Genomic DNA, 14,461 nt, shown 5'->3' on the forward strand with positions numbered 1-14,461 from the left:
TCCGCCGGGGCTGCTGCATCCGCCGGGGCCGCTGCATCCGCCGGGCGCGACCGCGGCTTCGGGCGCCGGGCGCCGGGCGCCGGGCGCCGGGCGGGTCTAGCCGACGATCCGGCCGTCGAGCACCACCCTCCGCGGGGCCGCCAGCGCCCGCACGTCCGCACGGGGGTCCGTCGCGTACACCACCAGGTCGGCCGGGGCCCCCTCGTCGAGGCCGGGGCGGCCGAGCCACCGCCGGGCCGACCAGGTCGCCGCCGACAGGGCCTGGAGCGGGGGGATCCCGGCGGTGACCAGTTCCTCCACCTCGGCGGCCGCGAGGCCGTGTGCCAGTGAGCCGCCCGCGTCGGTGCCGACATAGACCGGGATGCCGGCGTCGTAGGCGCTGCGGACGGTGTCGTAGCGGCGTGCGTGGAGCCTGCGCATATGGGCCGACCAGGCGGGGAACCTGGAGTCGCCGGCGTCGGCCAGCGTGGGGAAGGTGGCGATGTTGACGAGGGTCGGGACGATCGCGACGCCGCGCTCGGCGAAGAGCGGGATCAGGTCGTCGGTGAGGCCGGTGGCGTGCTCGACGCAGTCGATGCCCGCCTCGACCAGGTCCCGCAGGGAGTCCTCGGCGAAGCAGTGGGCGGTCACGCGGGCGCCCAGCCGGTGGGCCTCCGCGATGGCGGCCTCGGCCGCGTCCCTCGGCCAGCAGGCCGACAGATCGCCGAGGTCGCGGTCGATCCAGTCGCCGACGAGCTTGACCCAGCCGTCGCCGCGGCGGGCCTCCTGGGCGACGTAGGCGACGAGGTCCTCCGGCTCGATCTCGTGGGCGTAGTTGCGGATGTAGCGGCGGGTGCGGGCGATGTGGCGGCCGGCACGGATGATCTTCGGCAGGTCCTCGCGGTCGTCGATCCAGCGGGTGTCCGAGGGCGAGCCCGCATCGCGGATCAGCAGGGTGCCGGCGTCACGGTCGGTGAGCGCCTGCTTCTCGGCGACGTCCTGGGGGACCGCGCCATGCTGGTCGAGGCCGACGTGGCAGTGGGCGTCGACCAGGCCGGGGAGGGCCCAGCCCCGCACGGTGCGCACGTCGCGGACGCCGGCGGGGCGGTCGTAGGAGATCCGCCCGTCGATCACCCACAGCTCGTCGCGGACGTCGTCGGGACCTACGAGGACGCGGCCCCTCACGTGCAGCACTTCGCTCATGTACCGCACCCTAACGCCCCGCTGTACGGCCGGTTTCCGGGTGCGGATCGTGGGGCCGGTCGAGCGGTTTCCCGAGCCCCTCAACTGGCGTTGTCCTCCTCCACGCTTGCCATGGCGGGGTCGAGGAGCCTGGAGAGGAAGTGACGGGTGCGCTCGTGCTGGGGGCGGGCGATGACCTGCTCGGGGCCGCCGTCCTCGACGATCAGCCCGCCGTCCATGAAGACCACCCTGTCCGCCACCTCACGGGCGAAGGTCATCTCATGGGTGACGACCATCATCGTCATGCCCTCCTGGGCGAGCACGCGCATGACGGCGAGCACGTCCCCGACGAGTTCCGGGTCGAGGGCCGAGGTCGGCTCGTCGAAGAGCATGACCTGCGGGCCCATCGCCAGGGCACGGGCGATGGCCACGCGCTGCTGCTGGCCGCCGGAGAGGGAGGACGGGTACGCGTTCGCCTTCTCGGCGAGGCCCACGCGCTCCAGGTTCTCCGCGGCCACCTTCGCGGCCGCGGCCTTGCCCCGGCGCAGCACCCGGCGCTGCGGCAGGGTGAGGTTCTCGGTCACCGTGAGGTGCGGGAAGAGGTTGAACTGCTGGAAGACCATGCCGATCCGGCGGCGTACGGCGTCGATGTCGACGTCCGGGTCGGTGAGTTCGGTGCCCCCGACGAGGACCTGGCCCCTGGTCGGCTCCTCCAGCAGGTTGACGCAGCGCAGCAGCGTCGACTTGCCGGAGCCGGAGGGGCCGATGACGCACGCGACCTCGCCCTGGCCGATCTCCAGGTCGATGCCGCGCAGGACGTCGTTGTCGCCGAAGGACTTGTGCAGGTCGCGGATCTCGATCTCGGGCCGGCTCATTTCACGGCCTCCTGGGCCTTCGCCTCCATGCGGCGTACGACGAAGCCGAGCGGGATGGTGACCAGCAGATAGCACAGGCCGGCGACCAGGATCGGCGTGGAGTTGGCGGTCTGGCTGGCCAGGTCACGGCCGAACTTCGACAGCTCCCGTTCCTCCAGCGTGACCCCGAGGAACAGCACCAGCGAGGAGTCCTTGAAGAGGAGCACGAGTTCGTTGGTGAGCGGCGGCAGGATGATCCGGAAGGCCTGCGGGAGGATGATCGAGACCATCGCGCGGGCCGGGGAGAAGCCCAGCGAACGGGCCGCCTCCATCTGTCCCTTGGGCACCGCCTGGATGCCCGCGCGGAACGTCTCCGCCATGTACGCCGCCGCCACCAGGCCGAGCGCGAGGGCGACCTTGCCGTAGGTGCCGCCGGGGATCTCGGTTCCGGGGAAGGCGAGCGGGACGGCCACGCCGATGAAGATGAAGATCAGCAGGGCGGGCAGGCCGCGGAAGATCTCGATGTAGACGCCGGCGACCCAGCGGTAGGGGCCGACGGACGACAGCCGCATCAGCGCCAGCACCATGCCGAGCACCAGGCCGACGGCGAAGCCGGAGACGGTGTAGAGCACGGTGTTCTTCAGCGCCAGCGTGATGACGTCCGGGAACATCTGCCGGGCGATGTCGCCCTGGGCGAACTGGTTGGCCAGCCGGCCCCAGTCGGCGCCGGCCGCGAGGGCGATCAGGGCGCCGACGAACACGACGTACTGCGCGCCCCGGGACAGGCTGCGCCTCTGACGCCGCGTCAGCCTCTTCCTGGCCGGCTGCACCTCGGCCTTGGTGGCGTCGGTCATGAGGCGGCGGGCGAGGGGGAGGCGGCGGACTCCTCGTACGGGCCGATCCACTGCTCGTACTGCTTCTTGTACGTGCCGTCGGCCTTGGCGTCGGCGAGCGCCTTGTTGATGGCGGCGAGCAGTTCGGTGTTGCCCTTCTTCACCGTGAAGCCGTACTGCTCACCGGTGTTGACCTGCTCGGCGACCTGGAAGGCGGCCGCGTTGGCCTTGTCCTTGAGCCAGCCCTGGACGACCGGGTAGTCGATGACGACGGCCTCGACCTGGCCGGTGCGCAGGCCGTTGAGGACGGCGTCGGAGGACTCGAAGGAGACCGGGTCGAGGCCCTGGCTCTTGGCGTGGTCCTCACCGGTGGTCTGCGCCTGCGCGCCGACCTTCTTGCCCTTGAGCTCGGCGAAGGACTTGATGCCGCTCTTCCTGTCGACCAGCACGGCCTGGGTGGCCTCGAAGTACGGGTCGGAGAAGTCGACGTTCTTCTTGCGCTCCTCGGTGATGGTCATGCCGGCGGCGGCCAGGTCGCACTGGCCGGCGTTGAGGGACCCACCGGTCTTGAAGTTCTCGAAGGGCTGGTCGACGATCTGCTGCCGCACGCCGAGGTCCTTGGCGACCAGGTCGACGAGGGAGACGTCGAAGCCCTGCACCTCGCCGTCGATCTCCGACTGGAAGGGCGGGTACGGCAGGTGGGTGCAGGTGGTGAGCTGGCCGGCCTTGACGACCTCCACCCCGCCGGCGGCGGTCTTCGTACCGCTGCCGCCGTCGCCGTCCGACGAGCAGCCTGCGACCAGCGCCAGCCCGGCCGTCGCGGTGATGGCGGCCAGTATGCGGGCGCGGCGCCCGAGGACCGTGTTCACGGGGTACCTCCTGTGCGGGAACTGAATGTTCCGATTATAAGGAGAGCTTTGGGATGCCCAAAACAAACCGATGGCTCCGGGGCCGGGAGACCTGCGAAACCACCGGTGACCGGGGCTCCGACGGCCGGGCGGTTACGCTCGACGGCGTCGATCCCATGACCGAAGAGAGCACCGCCGTGACCCATCCCCTCCTGGACCTCGCCCCGCTGAGCGCCGCGCACTTCGCCTCCGTCGAGGACCGGGTGGCACGGCTGCTGGACACCCGGCAGGACGTCGTGATCATGCAGGGCGAGGCACTGCTGCCGCTGGAGGGCGCGATCCGGGCGGCCGCGGGGCCGGGGACGGTCGCACTGAACGTGATCACCGGCCCGTACGGCCGGACGTTCGGCGACTGGCTGCGGGACTGCGGGGCGACGGTGCGCGACCTCGCGGTGCCCTTCCACACGGCGGTCACCGCGGAGCGGATCCGGGAGGCCTTCGCCGAGCACCCGGAGATCGACTTCGTGTCGCTGGTGCACGCGGAGGCGGCGACCGGGAACACCAACCCGGTGGCGGAGATCGGTGCGGTGGTGCGTGAGCAGGGCGCCCTCTTCTACCTCGACGCCGTCGCCTCGGTGGGCGCCGAGCCCGTACTGCCGGACGCCTGGGGGGTGGATCTGTGCGTGATCGGCGCGCAGAAGGCGATGGGCGGGCCCGCCGGGGTGTCGGCGGTGTCGGTGAGCGAGCGGGCGTGGGCCCGGATGGCGGCGAACCCGCGGGCACCGCGGCGCTCCTACCTGTCGCTGCTGGACTGGAAGGAGCGCTGGGTCGACGCCGGCCGCGAGGCCCTGCCGCACGCGCCCGCCCAGCTGGAGATGCTGGCGCTGGAGGCGTGCCTCGAACGCATCGAGACGGAGGGCCTGGAGACCGTGATGGCCCGCCACGGCTGCGCCGCGGCGGCGACGCGCGCCGGGGCCTCGGCCCTGGGCGGCGGCCTGGAGCCGTACGTCCACAAGGCCTCGGAGGCGGCCCCGGTGGCGACGACCCTGCGCACTCCGCCGGGCGTCGTGGCCTCGGAGCTGGTCGCCCGCGCCCTCGCCTCCGACCCGGCCCTGCCGCTCGCGGCGGGCGGCGGCGCCCTGGCCCAGGAGATGATCCGCGTCAACCACTACGGCCCGGACGCCACCCTCCACACGGTCCAGGCAACCCTGGCAGCCCTCGGAGCAGCCCTCGCAGCCCAGGGCCACCCCACGAACCCGGAAGCCTGCCGCCGGTCGGCGGAGGAGGCCTGGCGGTAGGAACCGGGGGCAACGGGCCGGGGCCCCGGTTCGGGGAGCCGGTGGCCGGGGTGTGCGTGGGCCGGTCCGGTGCCGGAGGTTGCTGGCATGCTCGGCGCATGACGTCTGACACCCCCGCCCCCCTGACCCTCCCCGACGGCCGGCCGGTGCCGAGCACGACCGGTGACGAGCGGGCCATGCTGGAGGGCTGGCTCGACTTCCACCGGACCACTCTGGAGCTGAAGTGCCGTGGGCTGGACGACGCCCAGCTGCGCCTCGCCTCGGTCCCGCCCTCGTCGCTCACGCTGCTCGGGCTGGTGCAGCACCTCGCGGAGGTCGAGCGGAACTGGTTCCAGCGGGTGCTCGCCGGTCTCGACGTACCGCCGGTGTACGAGGAGGAGACCGGGTACGCCCTGCACCCGGAGCGCGGTCTCGACGAGGCACTCACCGTCTGGCACCGCGAGGTCGCGCGTGGCCGGGAGATCTCCGCCGGCCGACCGCTGGACGACACCGGGCGGCTGGTGGACGGGCCGCTCGCCGGCATGGACGTGTCCCTGCGCTGGGTGCTCATCCATCTGATCGAGGAGTACGCCCGGCACAACGGTCACGCCGACATCCTCCGCGAACGTATCGACGGTGTGACCGGAACCTGAATTCACGGCAATTAGCGAGCATTCTCCGGTCATCATTCCGCAATTTAATCCGGCGCAGCTTCCCGTTCGCTTCTGCCCGCTTCTCCCGACCTTAAACGCAACGATTTCGCTCACACCGAGCCGTCCGGTCCGGGGAGGTCTCGTGCGGGTTGCATCGCTGTGACGCATTACACATCACGCCCGTTTTGCACCGTATGACGTGGGTAAACACGGACATTTTGCCACCCCTCGCACCAACCTCCGCGCACGCGCGATAACACAGGACGCGACCTTTCGTAACCCCACCCGGCAATGCATTTTCAATTCGCGATGGGTAAATTGAATTTGCATGACTGCCGCACAAGCAGACCTGTACATAGACCGCCCGGCGGTGGCCGACGGCGCCGCTTTCTGGCGGCTCGCCAAGGAATCCGGAACACTTGACCTGAACTCCGCGTACAGCTACCTCCTGTGGTGCCGGGACTTCGCCGGCACCTCGGCCGTGGCGCGGACGGCCGGCGGCGAGGCCGTCGGGTTCGTCACCGGCTTCCTGCGGCCGGACAGCCCCGGGACCCTGCTCGTCTGGCAGGTGGCCGTGGACCCCGCCCAGCGCGGCCGGGGGCTCGCCGCACGCATGCTCGACGCCCTGACCGCCCGGGTCGCCGCCGAGCACGGGCTGACCTCCGTCGAGACCACGATCACGCCGGGCAACACCGCCTCCGAGCGACTGTTCACCTCGTACGCCGCGCGCCACGACGCGGGCGTCGAGCGCGAGGTGCTCTTCGGCACGGACCAGTTCCCGGACGGCCCGCACGACCCCGAGGTCCTGTACCGCATCGGCCCGCTGACCCACCTGCCGCACACGTCGGACTGACGCGCGCACGCAGGCACGCAAGGCACACGAGCCTCGGCGGACCCGTCGGCGCCCCTCCCCCATGCCCCCCAGCTTGCTCTCGCCACGACCCCCGCACTGACCAGTCGCACAGAGGAGCGAATTACCGTGACCATCACCCAGCCCGACCTCAGCGTCTTCGAAACCCTGGAGTCCGAGGTGCGCAGCTACTGCCGCGGCTGGCCCACCGTCTTCGACCGTGCGCGCGGCAGCCGGATGCACGACGAGGACGGCCACGAGTACCTCGACTTCTTCGCCGGCGCCGGCTCGCTGAACTACGGGCACAACAACCCCGTGCTGAAACGAGCGCTGCTCGACTACCTGGAGCGGGACGGCGTCACCCACGGTCTCGACATGTCGACCACCGCCAAGCGCGGCTTCCTGCAGACCTTCCAGGATCTGGTGCTGCGTCCGCGTGACCTGCCCTACAAGGTCATGTTCCCGGGCCCGACGGGCACCAACGCCGTGGAGTCCGCGCTGAAGCTGGCCCGGAAGGTGAAGGGACGCGAGGCCATCGTCTCGTTCACCAACGCCTTCCACGGCATGTCCCTCGGCTCCCTCGCCGTGACCGGCAACGCCTTCAAGCGGGCCGGTGCCGGTATTCCGCTGGTGCACGGCACACCGATGCCGTTCGACAACTACTTCGACGGCACGGTCCCGGACTTCCTGTGGTTCGAGCGCCTGCTGGAGGACCAGGGCTCCGGCCTCAACAAGCCCGCCGCCGTGATCGTCGAGACGGTGCAGGGCGAGGGCGGCATCAACGTGGCCCGGCCCGAGTGGCTGCGCGCGCTCTCCGAGCTGTGCGAGCGCCAGGACATGCTGCTGATCGTCGACGACATCCAGATGGGCTGCGGCCGTACCGGCGCCTTCTTCTCCTTCGAGGAGGCCGGGGTCGTCCCCGACATCGTGACGGTTTCGAAGTCCATCAGCGGGTACGGGCTCCCCATGTCGCTGTGCCTGTTCAAGCCCGAGCTGGACGTCTGGGAGCCGGGCGAGCACAACGGCACCTTCCGCGGCAACAACCCGGCGTTCGTCACCGCGACCGCCGCGCTGGAGACGTACTGGACCGACGGCTCGGCGATGGAGAAGCAGACCCGTGCGCGGGGCGAGCAGGTCGAGCAGGCCATGATCGCCATCACGGAGGAGAACCTCGCCGACGTCAAGGAGTACCGGGGCCGCGGCCTGGTCTGGGGCATGGAGTTCCACGACAAGGAGCGTGCCGGGCGGGTCGCCAGGCGCGCCTTCGAACTGGGGCTGCTCATCGAGACGTCCGGCCCCGAGAGCGAGGTCGTCAAGCTGCTGCCCGCGCTGACCATCACGCCCGAGGAACTCGACGAGGGCCTGCGTGTCCTCGCCCGCGCGGTCCGGGAGACCTCCCCGGTCGTCACCGCCTGAAGCACCACCCGTTATCTAGGAGGCATCGCACCACCGTGATCGTCCGTTCGTTCAAGGAACTCGAAGGCACCGACCGGCACGTGAAATCGGCGTCCGGCACCTGGGAGAGCAAGCGCATCGTCCTCGCCAAGGAGAAGGTCGGCTTCTCCCTGCACGAGACGGTCCTGTACGCCGGCACCGAGACGTCGATGTGGTACGCCAACCACGTCGAGGCCGTGGTGTGCGTAGCGGGCGAGGCCGAGCTGACCGACCACGAGACCTCCCGGACGTACACCATCACGCCCGGGACCATGTACCTCCTCGACGGCCACGAGCGGCACACGCTGCGCGTCAAGGAGGACTTCCGCTGCATCTGCGTGTTCAACCCGCCCGTGACCGGGCGGGAGGACCACGACGAGAACGGCGTCTACCCCCTGCTCACCGAACCCGAGGAGGTGTGACCGGGATGACCACCACCGGCGTCACCGATCTGTACCCCAGCCGCGGCACCACCGAGGTGTCCACGCCCCGCAAGGACCCCGTCGTCTGGGGCGCGCCCGGCACGCCGGGCCCGATCGACGTCGCCGATCTCCAGGCGTACGAGCGTGACGGCTTCCTCGCCGTCGAGCAGCTCATCACGGACGACGAGGTCGCCGTCTACCGGCGGGAACTCGACCGGCTGGTGAACGACCCGGCCATCCGCGCCGACGAGCGCTCGATCGTCGAGCCGCAGTCCAAGGAGATCCGCTCCGTCTTCGAAGTGCACCGGATCAGCGAGGTGTTCGCCTCCCTGGTGCGCGACGAGCGGGTCGTCGGGCGGGCCCGGCAGATCCTCGGCTCGGACGTGTACGTCCACCAGTCGCGGATCAACGTCAAGCCCGGTTTCGGGGCGAGCGGCTTCTACTGGCACTCGGACTTCGAGACCTGGCACGCCGAGGACGGACTGCCGAACATGCGCACGGTGTCGGTCTCGATCGCACTGACCGAGAACTACGACACCAACGGCGGGCTCATGATCATGCCGGGGTCGCACAAGACGTTCCTCGGGTGCGCGGGGGCCACGCCGAAGGACAACTACAAGAAGTCGCTGCAGATGCAGGACGCGGGCACGCCCTCGGACGAGGCGCTGACCTCGATGGCCTCGGAGTACGGCATCAAGCTGTTCACCGGCAAGGCCGGTTCGGCGACCTGGTTCGACTGCAACTGCATGCACGGGTCGGGTGACAACATCACGCCGTTCCCGCGCAGCAACGTGTTCATCGTGTTCAACAGCGTGGAGAACACGGCCGTGGAGCCGTTCGCCGCGCCGGTGCGGCGCCCGTCGTTCATCGGGGCGACGGACTTCACCCCGGTGAAGTGACCCACCGCGCCTGAGCGTTACGACCGGAGCCCGGACCCCCGTCACGAGGGGCCGGGCTCCGGTCGTGCGGCGGGTCAGCCGGACAGCACGTCGAGGATCCGGTCCACGTCGGCGGCCGTGTTGTACAGGTGGAACGAGGCCCGCAGATTGCCCGCCCGGCCGGAGACCTGGACATCCGCGCGCGCCAGTTCCTCAGCGCGGTGCGCGAGCCCCGGCACGGAGACGATCGCCGAGCCCGGCGCGGGGACGGTCTCGTGGCCGAGGGCGCCCAGTCCCGCGCGGAAGCGGTCGGCGAGGGCGACGTCATGGGCGTGCACGGCGTCCACGCCGAGTTCCTCGATCAGTTCGAGGGAGCGGCGCAGCCCGGCGTAGGTGAACAGTGCCGGGGTGAGGTCGAAGCGCCGGGCGGAGTGGGCGAGTTCGGTGACCGGGCCGTAGCAGCTGTCCATGGGGACCTCCCCGGCGACCCAGCCCGCCAGCACCGGCGTCAGCCCGGCGAAGTCCTCCGGGACGACGAGGAAGGCCGCCCCGTGCGGGCCGAGCAGCCACTTGTAGCAGGTCACGGCGGTGAAGTCGTAGGCACTCGCGTCCATGGGCAGCCAGCCGGCTGCCTGGGAGAAGTCGACGTACGTCCGGGCCCCGTGCTCGCGGGCCGCCTCGCGCAGCGCGGGCAGGTCGGCGACGCGCCCGTCGGCCGACTGCGCGGCGCTGACCGCGACCAGCGCGGTGCCCGGGCGTACGGACTCCGCGATCCGCTCCAGCGGCACGGCCCGCACCTTGAGGTCGCCGCGCACATGGAACGGGTTGAGGACGGAGGTGAAGTCGTCCTCGGCGGTGAGGACTTCGGCACCCGGGGGGAGCGAGGCGGCGATCACGCCGGTGTGCGCGGCGACCGAGGCACCCGCCGCCACCCGGCCGGCCGGGACCGCGGCCAGCCGGGCGAAGGCGGCGCGAGCGGCCTCCACGTCGTCGAACAGCGGGTCCAGGGGCCGGCCCTCGACCCGCAGCCGCACGGCCTCGTGCAGCGCGGTCACGGTGCGGGCCGGCAGCAGCCCGTTGCTCGCGGTGTTCAGATAGGTGTTCTGCGGGGCGAACTCGGAACGGACCAGGCTCTCGAAGGTCTCCATGGATCCACTGTGCGGCCGGAGGATCTCCCCGTCCATTGCGCATTTCTACGTGGATTCCCTAAGGGTCTCTTATGGACCCGGCCTGACCTGCGCCTTCATCGGCGAGGCGGCACCGCGCACCCGTCAGGGCCGCACGCGTCCGCCTCGCCGTCATCGATCAGCGTCAGCGGCGTGCGCTCGCCCCAGGCCTGGGTCAGCGCCCGTTCGAACACTTCGGCGGGCTGGGCTCCGGAGACCCCGTACTTCCGGTCGAGCACGAAGAACGGCACTCCGTTGGCACCGAGCTGTGCGGCCTCCCGCTCGTCGGCGCGCACCTCGTCGGCGTAGGCCCGCGGGTCGGCGAGCACCTTGCGCACCTCGGCCTCGTCGAGCCCGGCGCCGGTGGCGATGCCCACGAGCCGCTCGTCGTCGTTGAAGACGGACTGCTCCTCGGCGAAGTTCGCCCGGTACAGCCGCTGCATCAGCTCGTCCTGGCGGCCGTGCTCCTTGGCCAGGTGGAGCAGCCGGTGCATGTCGAAGGTGTTGCCGTGGTCGCGGTCACGCGTCCGGTACTCCAGCCCCTCGGCGGCGGCCTGCGCGCCCAGGTTGTCCTCGCCGGCCCGCGCCTGTGCCTCGCTCATGCCGTACTTCTTCGCGAGCATCGTCAGCACGGGCTGCACGTCGTCCTTGGCCCGGCCCGGGTCCAGTTCGAAGGAACGGTGCACCACCTCGACCTCGTCGCGGTGCGGGAAGGCCGCGAGCGCCTTCTCGAAGCGGGCCTTGCCCACGTAGCACCAGGGGCAGGCGATGTCGCTCCAGATCTCGACGCGCATATGTCTCGGCTCTCTTCGACTCGTAGGGGCACGGAGGTCTCCCTCCACGAGATGGGTGAACGTTCAAGGGGTGGCGTCGATTCCCGTGTCGACCCGGGGGTTGACGGCGGAATCAACCCGGCGGTCAACTCGCGGGCCGACGTGCGCCGCCGCGAGCGGCAGGCTCAGGGACATGACGACGACCGACCACGTCGAGCGATGCCCCGGACGGCGTACCCGTGGCGAGAGCCCGGTGGCCGCCGCCGCCCTGTGGATGCTGGGCATGGCCACGCGCCGGCTACGGTGCCCGCGGCGCCGGGGCGGTTCGGCTCGCCGAGAGCCCGCGCCCCGACGTCGTGCTCATGGACCTCGGCACGCCGGTGCTCTACGGCGTCGCGGCCACGGCCGCCGTACGCCGCAAGGCCCGGACAGCGCGGTGCTGGTGCCGGCCACCTACGCCGACGACGACTCGGCCTTCCCGGCGCTGCGCGCGGGCGCCCTCGGCCGTCTGACCAAGGACGCCGACGACGAGGTCGGGGCGGCGATCCGCGCCGTGCACCGCGGACGCAGCCGGCTCGGCCCCCGTGGTCCAGGCACGCCTCGTCGCCCAGGTCCGGTCGCAGGCGGTCCCGCCGGGCACCCCGCGCCGGGAAGGGGGCGCGGTGGGGGCGTCCTGCCGGAAGGCCTGACCCCGCGTGAGGCCGAGGTGCTCACCCTCATCGCCCGGGGCCTTTCCTACGCGGAGATCTGCGACCGGCTGGTGGTGAGCCGGGCCACCGTGGAGACGCACATCAACCGCAACTTCGCGAAGAGATGACCTCCCCCGCCACGGCTTCACCGCTCCAGACGCCCGTTGAACCGCCGGGGCAGCCCCAGCGGATTGCCGTCCCGGAGCTCCGGCGGCAACAGGGCCTGGGGCGCCCCCTGGTACACCACCGGCCGCAGCCACCGCTCGATCGCCGTTCCGCCCACGGAGGTGGACGTCGAGGTCGTGGCCGGGTAGGGGCCGCCGTGGTGCTGGGCCGGCGCCACGGCTACCCCGGTCGGCCACCCGTTCACCAGCACGCGCCCCGCGAGCGTCGTCAGCCGCGCCAGCAGCTGACGCCCGCGCCCCTCCCCCGCGGCCTCCTCCGCCGACAGGTGCACCGTCGCCGTCAGGTTCCCCGGCAGCCGGGAGAGCACGGCCGTCGCCTCGTCCTCGTCCTCGTAGCGGACCACGACCGTGACCGGTCCGAAGCACTCCTCCAGCAGCAGGTCGTACGGGCCCTCGTGCGCCAGCTTCCGCGCCGGCACCGTCAGGAAGCCGGCGCTGACCGTGTGCTCACCGCCCGCGCCGGGTGTCACGGGCGACTCGACGCCGTCGAGCGCGGCCCGCTCGGCGACCCCGGCGACGAAGTTGTCCCGCATCCGGCGGTCCAGCAGTACGCCGGCCTCGGTGTTGCTGACCGCGTCCGTCAGCGACTTCACCAGCTGGTCGCCCGCCGCGCCGGACGGCGCCAGCACCAGCCCGGGCTTCACGCAGAACTGCCCGACGCCCAGCGTCATCGAGCCCGCCAGCCCGGCGCCGATCTGCTCGGCGCGTTCCGCGGCCGCCGCCTCGGTGACCAGCACCGGGTTCAGGGAGCCCAGCTCGCCGTGGAAGGGGATCGGGACGGGACGCGCGGCCGCCGCGTCGAAGAGGGCACGCCCGCCGCGCACCGAGCCGGTGAATCCGGCCGCTGCGACCAGGGGGTGCCCGATCAGCTCCACTCCCGCCTCGAAGCCGTGGACGAGGCCCACCACCCCGTCGGGGACCCCGTGTTCCCGGGCGGCCCGGCGCAGCACCTTGGCGACCAACTCGGACAGGGCGGGGTGGTCGGGGTGGGCCTTGACGACGACGGGGCACCCGGCGGCCAGGGCGCTGGCGGTGTCGCCGCCTGCGACGGAGAAGGCGAAGGGGAAGTTGGAGGCGGAGTAGACGGCGACGACGCCCAGCGGGATCTTGTAGCGGCGCAGGTCAGGGATGGGCGGGGTGGCGGTGTCGTCGGGGTGGTCGACGACGACGTCGAGGAAGGCGCCCTCCTCGACGATGCCGGCGAAGGCCCGCAACTGGTAACAGGTACGCGCGAGTTCGCCGGTCAGCCGGACGGGGCCGAGCGCGGTCTCGGCGTCGGCGGTCTCCACGAGGCCGTCCCGGGCCGCTTCCAGTTGATCGGCGGCGGAGCGGAGGAAAGCGGCGCGGACGGTGCGGTCGGCGAGGGCACCCCGGGCGTCGTGCGCGGCACGGACGGTGGTGTCCACCTCCTGGGCTGTGGCCTCCACCGCAACCTGTTCACGCTGCTTCCCGGTACGGGGGTCGACACTCCAGACTGGTGCTGCTGCCACCGCGGGTCCCTCCAGATGTCTTGCCGCATACGTACGTCACTCACGACGTCACCGACCAGCGTTGTTCGATATACTGAACGCCGTCTCTGTTCGTGAATATGATGGAGACTATATCTCCGGTTTCCCGTCACGAAGGGGTCAAGGGCGATGTCGGCAGCCGAGACAGGCGGCGGGGCGCAGGTCAAGTCCGCGGTGCGGACCGTGGAACTGCTCGAGTACTTCGCGGGATCTCCCGGCATGCACTCGCTGGCCGCCGTGCAGGAGGCGGTGGGCTATCCCAAGTCGAGCCTCTACATGCTGCTGCGCACGCTCGTCGAACTCGGCTGGGTGGAGACGGACGCGACCGGCACGCGGTACGGCATCGGCGTGCGGGCGCTGCTCGTCGGCACGTCGTACATCGACGGCGACGAGGTGGTCGCGGTGGCCCGGCCGACGCTGGACCGGCTCTCGGACGACACCACGGAGACCATCCACCTGGCCCGCCTGGACGGCACCAACGTCGTCTATCTCGCCACCCGCCAGTCCCAGCACTACCTGCGCCCGTTCACCCGCGTAGGCCGCCGGCTGCCCGCGCACTCCACCTCGCTGGGCAAGGCGCTGCTCAGCACCTTCTCCGACGAGCAGGTGCGCAAGATGCTGCCCGAGACCCTGCCGGCGCTGACCGAGAACACCATCACCGACCGGGAGAAGCTCATCGAGGAGCTGCATCTGGTTCGGGAGCAGGGGTACGCCGTCGACCGCGAGGAGAACACCCTCGGCCTGCGCTGCTTCGGCGTGGCGATCCCCTACCGCACCCCCGCCCGCGACGCCATCAGCTGCTCGATCCCGGTGGCCCGGCTCACCCCCGCGCACGAACAGATGGTCAAGGACGCCCTGTTCGACGCCCGCGACCGGCTGACGCTCGCCACGCGGAGGCTGTAGCCGTGGACCGTGGGAGGCGGCCCGCTC

15 protein-coding genes are annotated in these 14,461 nt (G+C 71.4%); 8 read left to right on the top strand and 7 right to left on the bottom strand.

Features of this window, described 5'->3' with window-relative positions:
* Positions 1-96: 96 nt before the first annotated feature.
* From ACGF8A_RS24125 to ACGF8A_RS24140, 4 genes are all read right to left on the bottom strand, one after another.
* Entirely contained in the window at positions 97-1,182 is a 1,086-nt protein-coding gene (locus ACGF8A_RS24125) for an amidohydrolase family protein (RefSeq protein WP_393111438.1), read from the bottom strand.
* An 80-nt stretch (positions 1,183-1,262) separates the two neighbouring features.
* Positions 1,263-2,036, bottom strand: a complete 774-nt coding sequence (locus ACGF8A_RS24130) for an amino acid ABC transporter ATP-binding protein (protein ID WP_393111440.1) — start codon at positions 2,034-2,036, stop codon at positions 1,263-1,265.
* Positions 2,033-2,869 (bottom strand): amino acid ABC transporter permease, encoded by an 837-nt coding sequence (locus ACGF8A_RS24135; RefSeq protein ID WP_393111442.1) that lies wholly within the window; start codon positions 2,867-2,869, stop codon positions 2,033-2,035. The genes ACGF8A_RS24130 and ACGF8A_RS24135 overlap by 4 nt, the downstream gene beginning before the upstream one ends.
* Positions 2,866-3,717, bottom strand: coding sequence for a transporter substrate-binding domain-containing protein (locus ACGF8A_RS24140; protein ID WP_393111444.1), 852 nt, complete (start codon positions 3,715-3,717; stop codon positions 2,866-2,868). The genes ACGF8A_RS24135 and ACGF8A_RS24140 overlap by 4 nt, the downstream gene beginning before the upstream one ends.
* 155 nt (positions 3,718-3,872) lie before the next feature.
* On the opposite strand from ACGF8A_RS24140, the gene ACGF8A_RS24145 reads away from it, so the two are divergent.
* The 6 genes from ACGF8A_RS24145 (at position 3,873) to thpD (ending at position 9,231) form a co-directional block, all read left to right on the top strand.
* Entirely contained in the window at positions 3,873-4,994 is a 1,122-nt protein-coding gene (locus ACGF8A_RS24145) for a pyridoxal-phosphate-dependent aminotransferase family protein (RefSeq protein WP_393111446.1), read from the top strand.
* Positions 4,995-5,092: 98 nt separating this feature from the next.
* On the top strand, positions 5,093-5,626 hold the full coding sequence (locus ACGF8A_RS24150) for a DinB family protein (protein WP_393111448.1): 534 nt from the start codon (positions 5,093-5,095) through the stop codon (positions 5,624-5,626).
* A gap of 328 nt (positions 5,627-5,954) precedes the next feature.
* Complete coding sequence (ectA, locus tag ACGF8A_RS24155) at positions 5,955-6,479, top strand: diaminobutyrate acetyltransferase (RefSeq protein ID WP_393111450.1); 525 nt, start codon at positions 5,955-5,957, stop codon at positions 6,477-6,479.
* Positions 6,480-6,605: 126 nt separating this feature from the next.
* Positions 6,606-7,892 (top strand): diaminobutyrate--2-oxoglutarate transaminase, encoded by a 1,287-nt coding sequence (gene ectB / locus ACGF8A_RS24160; protein WP_393111452.1) that lies wholly within the window; start codon positions 6,606-6,608, stop codon positions 7,890-7,892.
* 35 nt (positions 7,893-7,927) lie between these two features.
* A complete protein-coding gene (locus ACGF8A_RS24165; RefSeq protein WP_365451587.1) occupies positions 7,928-8,332 on the top strand; it encodes an ectoine synthase in 405 nt (134 codons plus the stop codon).
* A gap of 5 nt (positions 8,333-8,337) precedes the next feature.
* Positions 8,338-9,231: an ectoine hydroxylase gene (gene thpD, locus ACGF8A_RS24170; protein ID WP_393111454.1), complete on the top strand. Its 894-nt coding sequence runs from the start codon at positions 8,338-8,340 to the stop codon at positions 9,229-9,231.
* Between the two features lie 74 nt (positions 9,232-9,305).
* On the opposite strand, the gene ACGF8A_RS24175 is transcribed toward thpD, so the two are convergent.
* Together ACGF8A_RS24175 and ACGF8A_RS24180 are read right to left on the bottom strand one after the other, a co-directional pair.
* The gene (locus ACGF8A_RS24175; RefSeq protein WP_393111456.1) at positions 9,306-10,358 is read right to left on the bottom strand and encodes an aminotransferase class V-fold PLP-dependent enzyme; all 1,053 of its coding nucleotides are present in this window, start codon (positions 10,356-10,358) and stop codon (positions 9,306-9,308) included.
* A 95-nt stretch (positions 10,359-10,453) separates the two neighbouring features.
* Positions 10,454-11,170 carry a DsbA family oxidoreductase gene (locus tag ACGF8A_RS24180; protein WP_393111458.1) on the bottom strand — a complete coding sequence of 239 codons (717 nt, stop codon included), beginning with the start codon at positions 11,168-11,170 and terminating at the stop codon, positions 10,454-10,456.
* A 415-nt stretch (positions 11,171-11,585) separates the two neighbouring features.
* Between ACGF8A_RS24180 and ACGF8A_RS24185 the strand changes: the two genes are divergently transcribed.
* Entirely contained in the window at positions 11,586-11,966 is a 381-nt protein-coding gene (locus ACGF8A_RS24185) for a LuxR C-terminal-related transcriptional regulator (protein ID WP_393111460.1), read from the top strand.
* Between the two features lie 17 nt (positions 11,967-11,983).
* Here the strand turns inward: ACGF8A_RS24185 and ACGF8A_RS24190 are convergent, their stop codons facing one another.
* Positions 11,984-13,513: an aldehyde dehydrogenase (NADP(+)) gene (locus tag ACGF8A_RS24190; protein WP_393111462.1), complete on the bottom strand. Its 1,530-nt coding sequence runs from the start codon at positions 13,511-13,513 to the stop codon at positions 11,984-11,986.
* A gap of 147 nt (positions 13,514-13,660) precedes the next feature.
* Here ACGF8A_RS24190 and ACGF8A_RS24195 point away from each other — a divergent pair, with 147 nt between their 5' ends.
* Positions 13,661-14,434, top strand: a complete 774-nt coding sequence (locus tag ACGF8A_RS24195) for an IclR family transcriptional regulator (protein ID WP_393111464.1) — start codon at positions 13,661-13,663, stop codon at positions 14,432-14,434.
* Positions 14,435-14,461: the final 27 nt, after the last annotated feature.

Source organism: Streptomyces sp. NPDC047706, assembly GCF_043204795.1.
GTDB lineage: Bacteria > Actinomycetota > Actinomycetes > Streptomycetales > Streptomycetaceae > Streptomyces.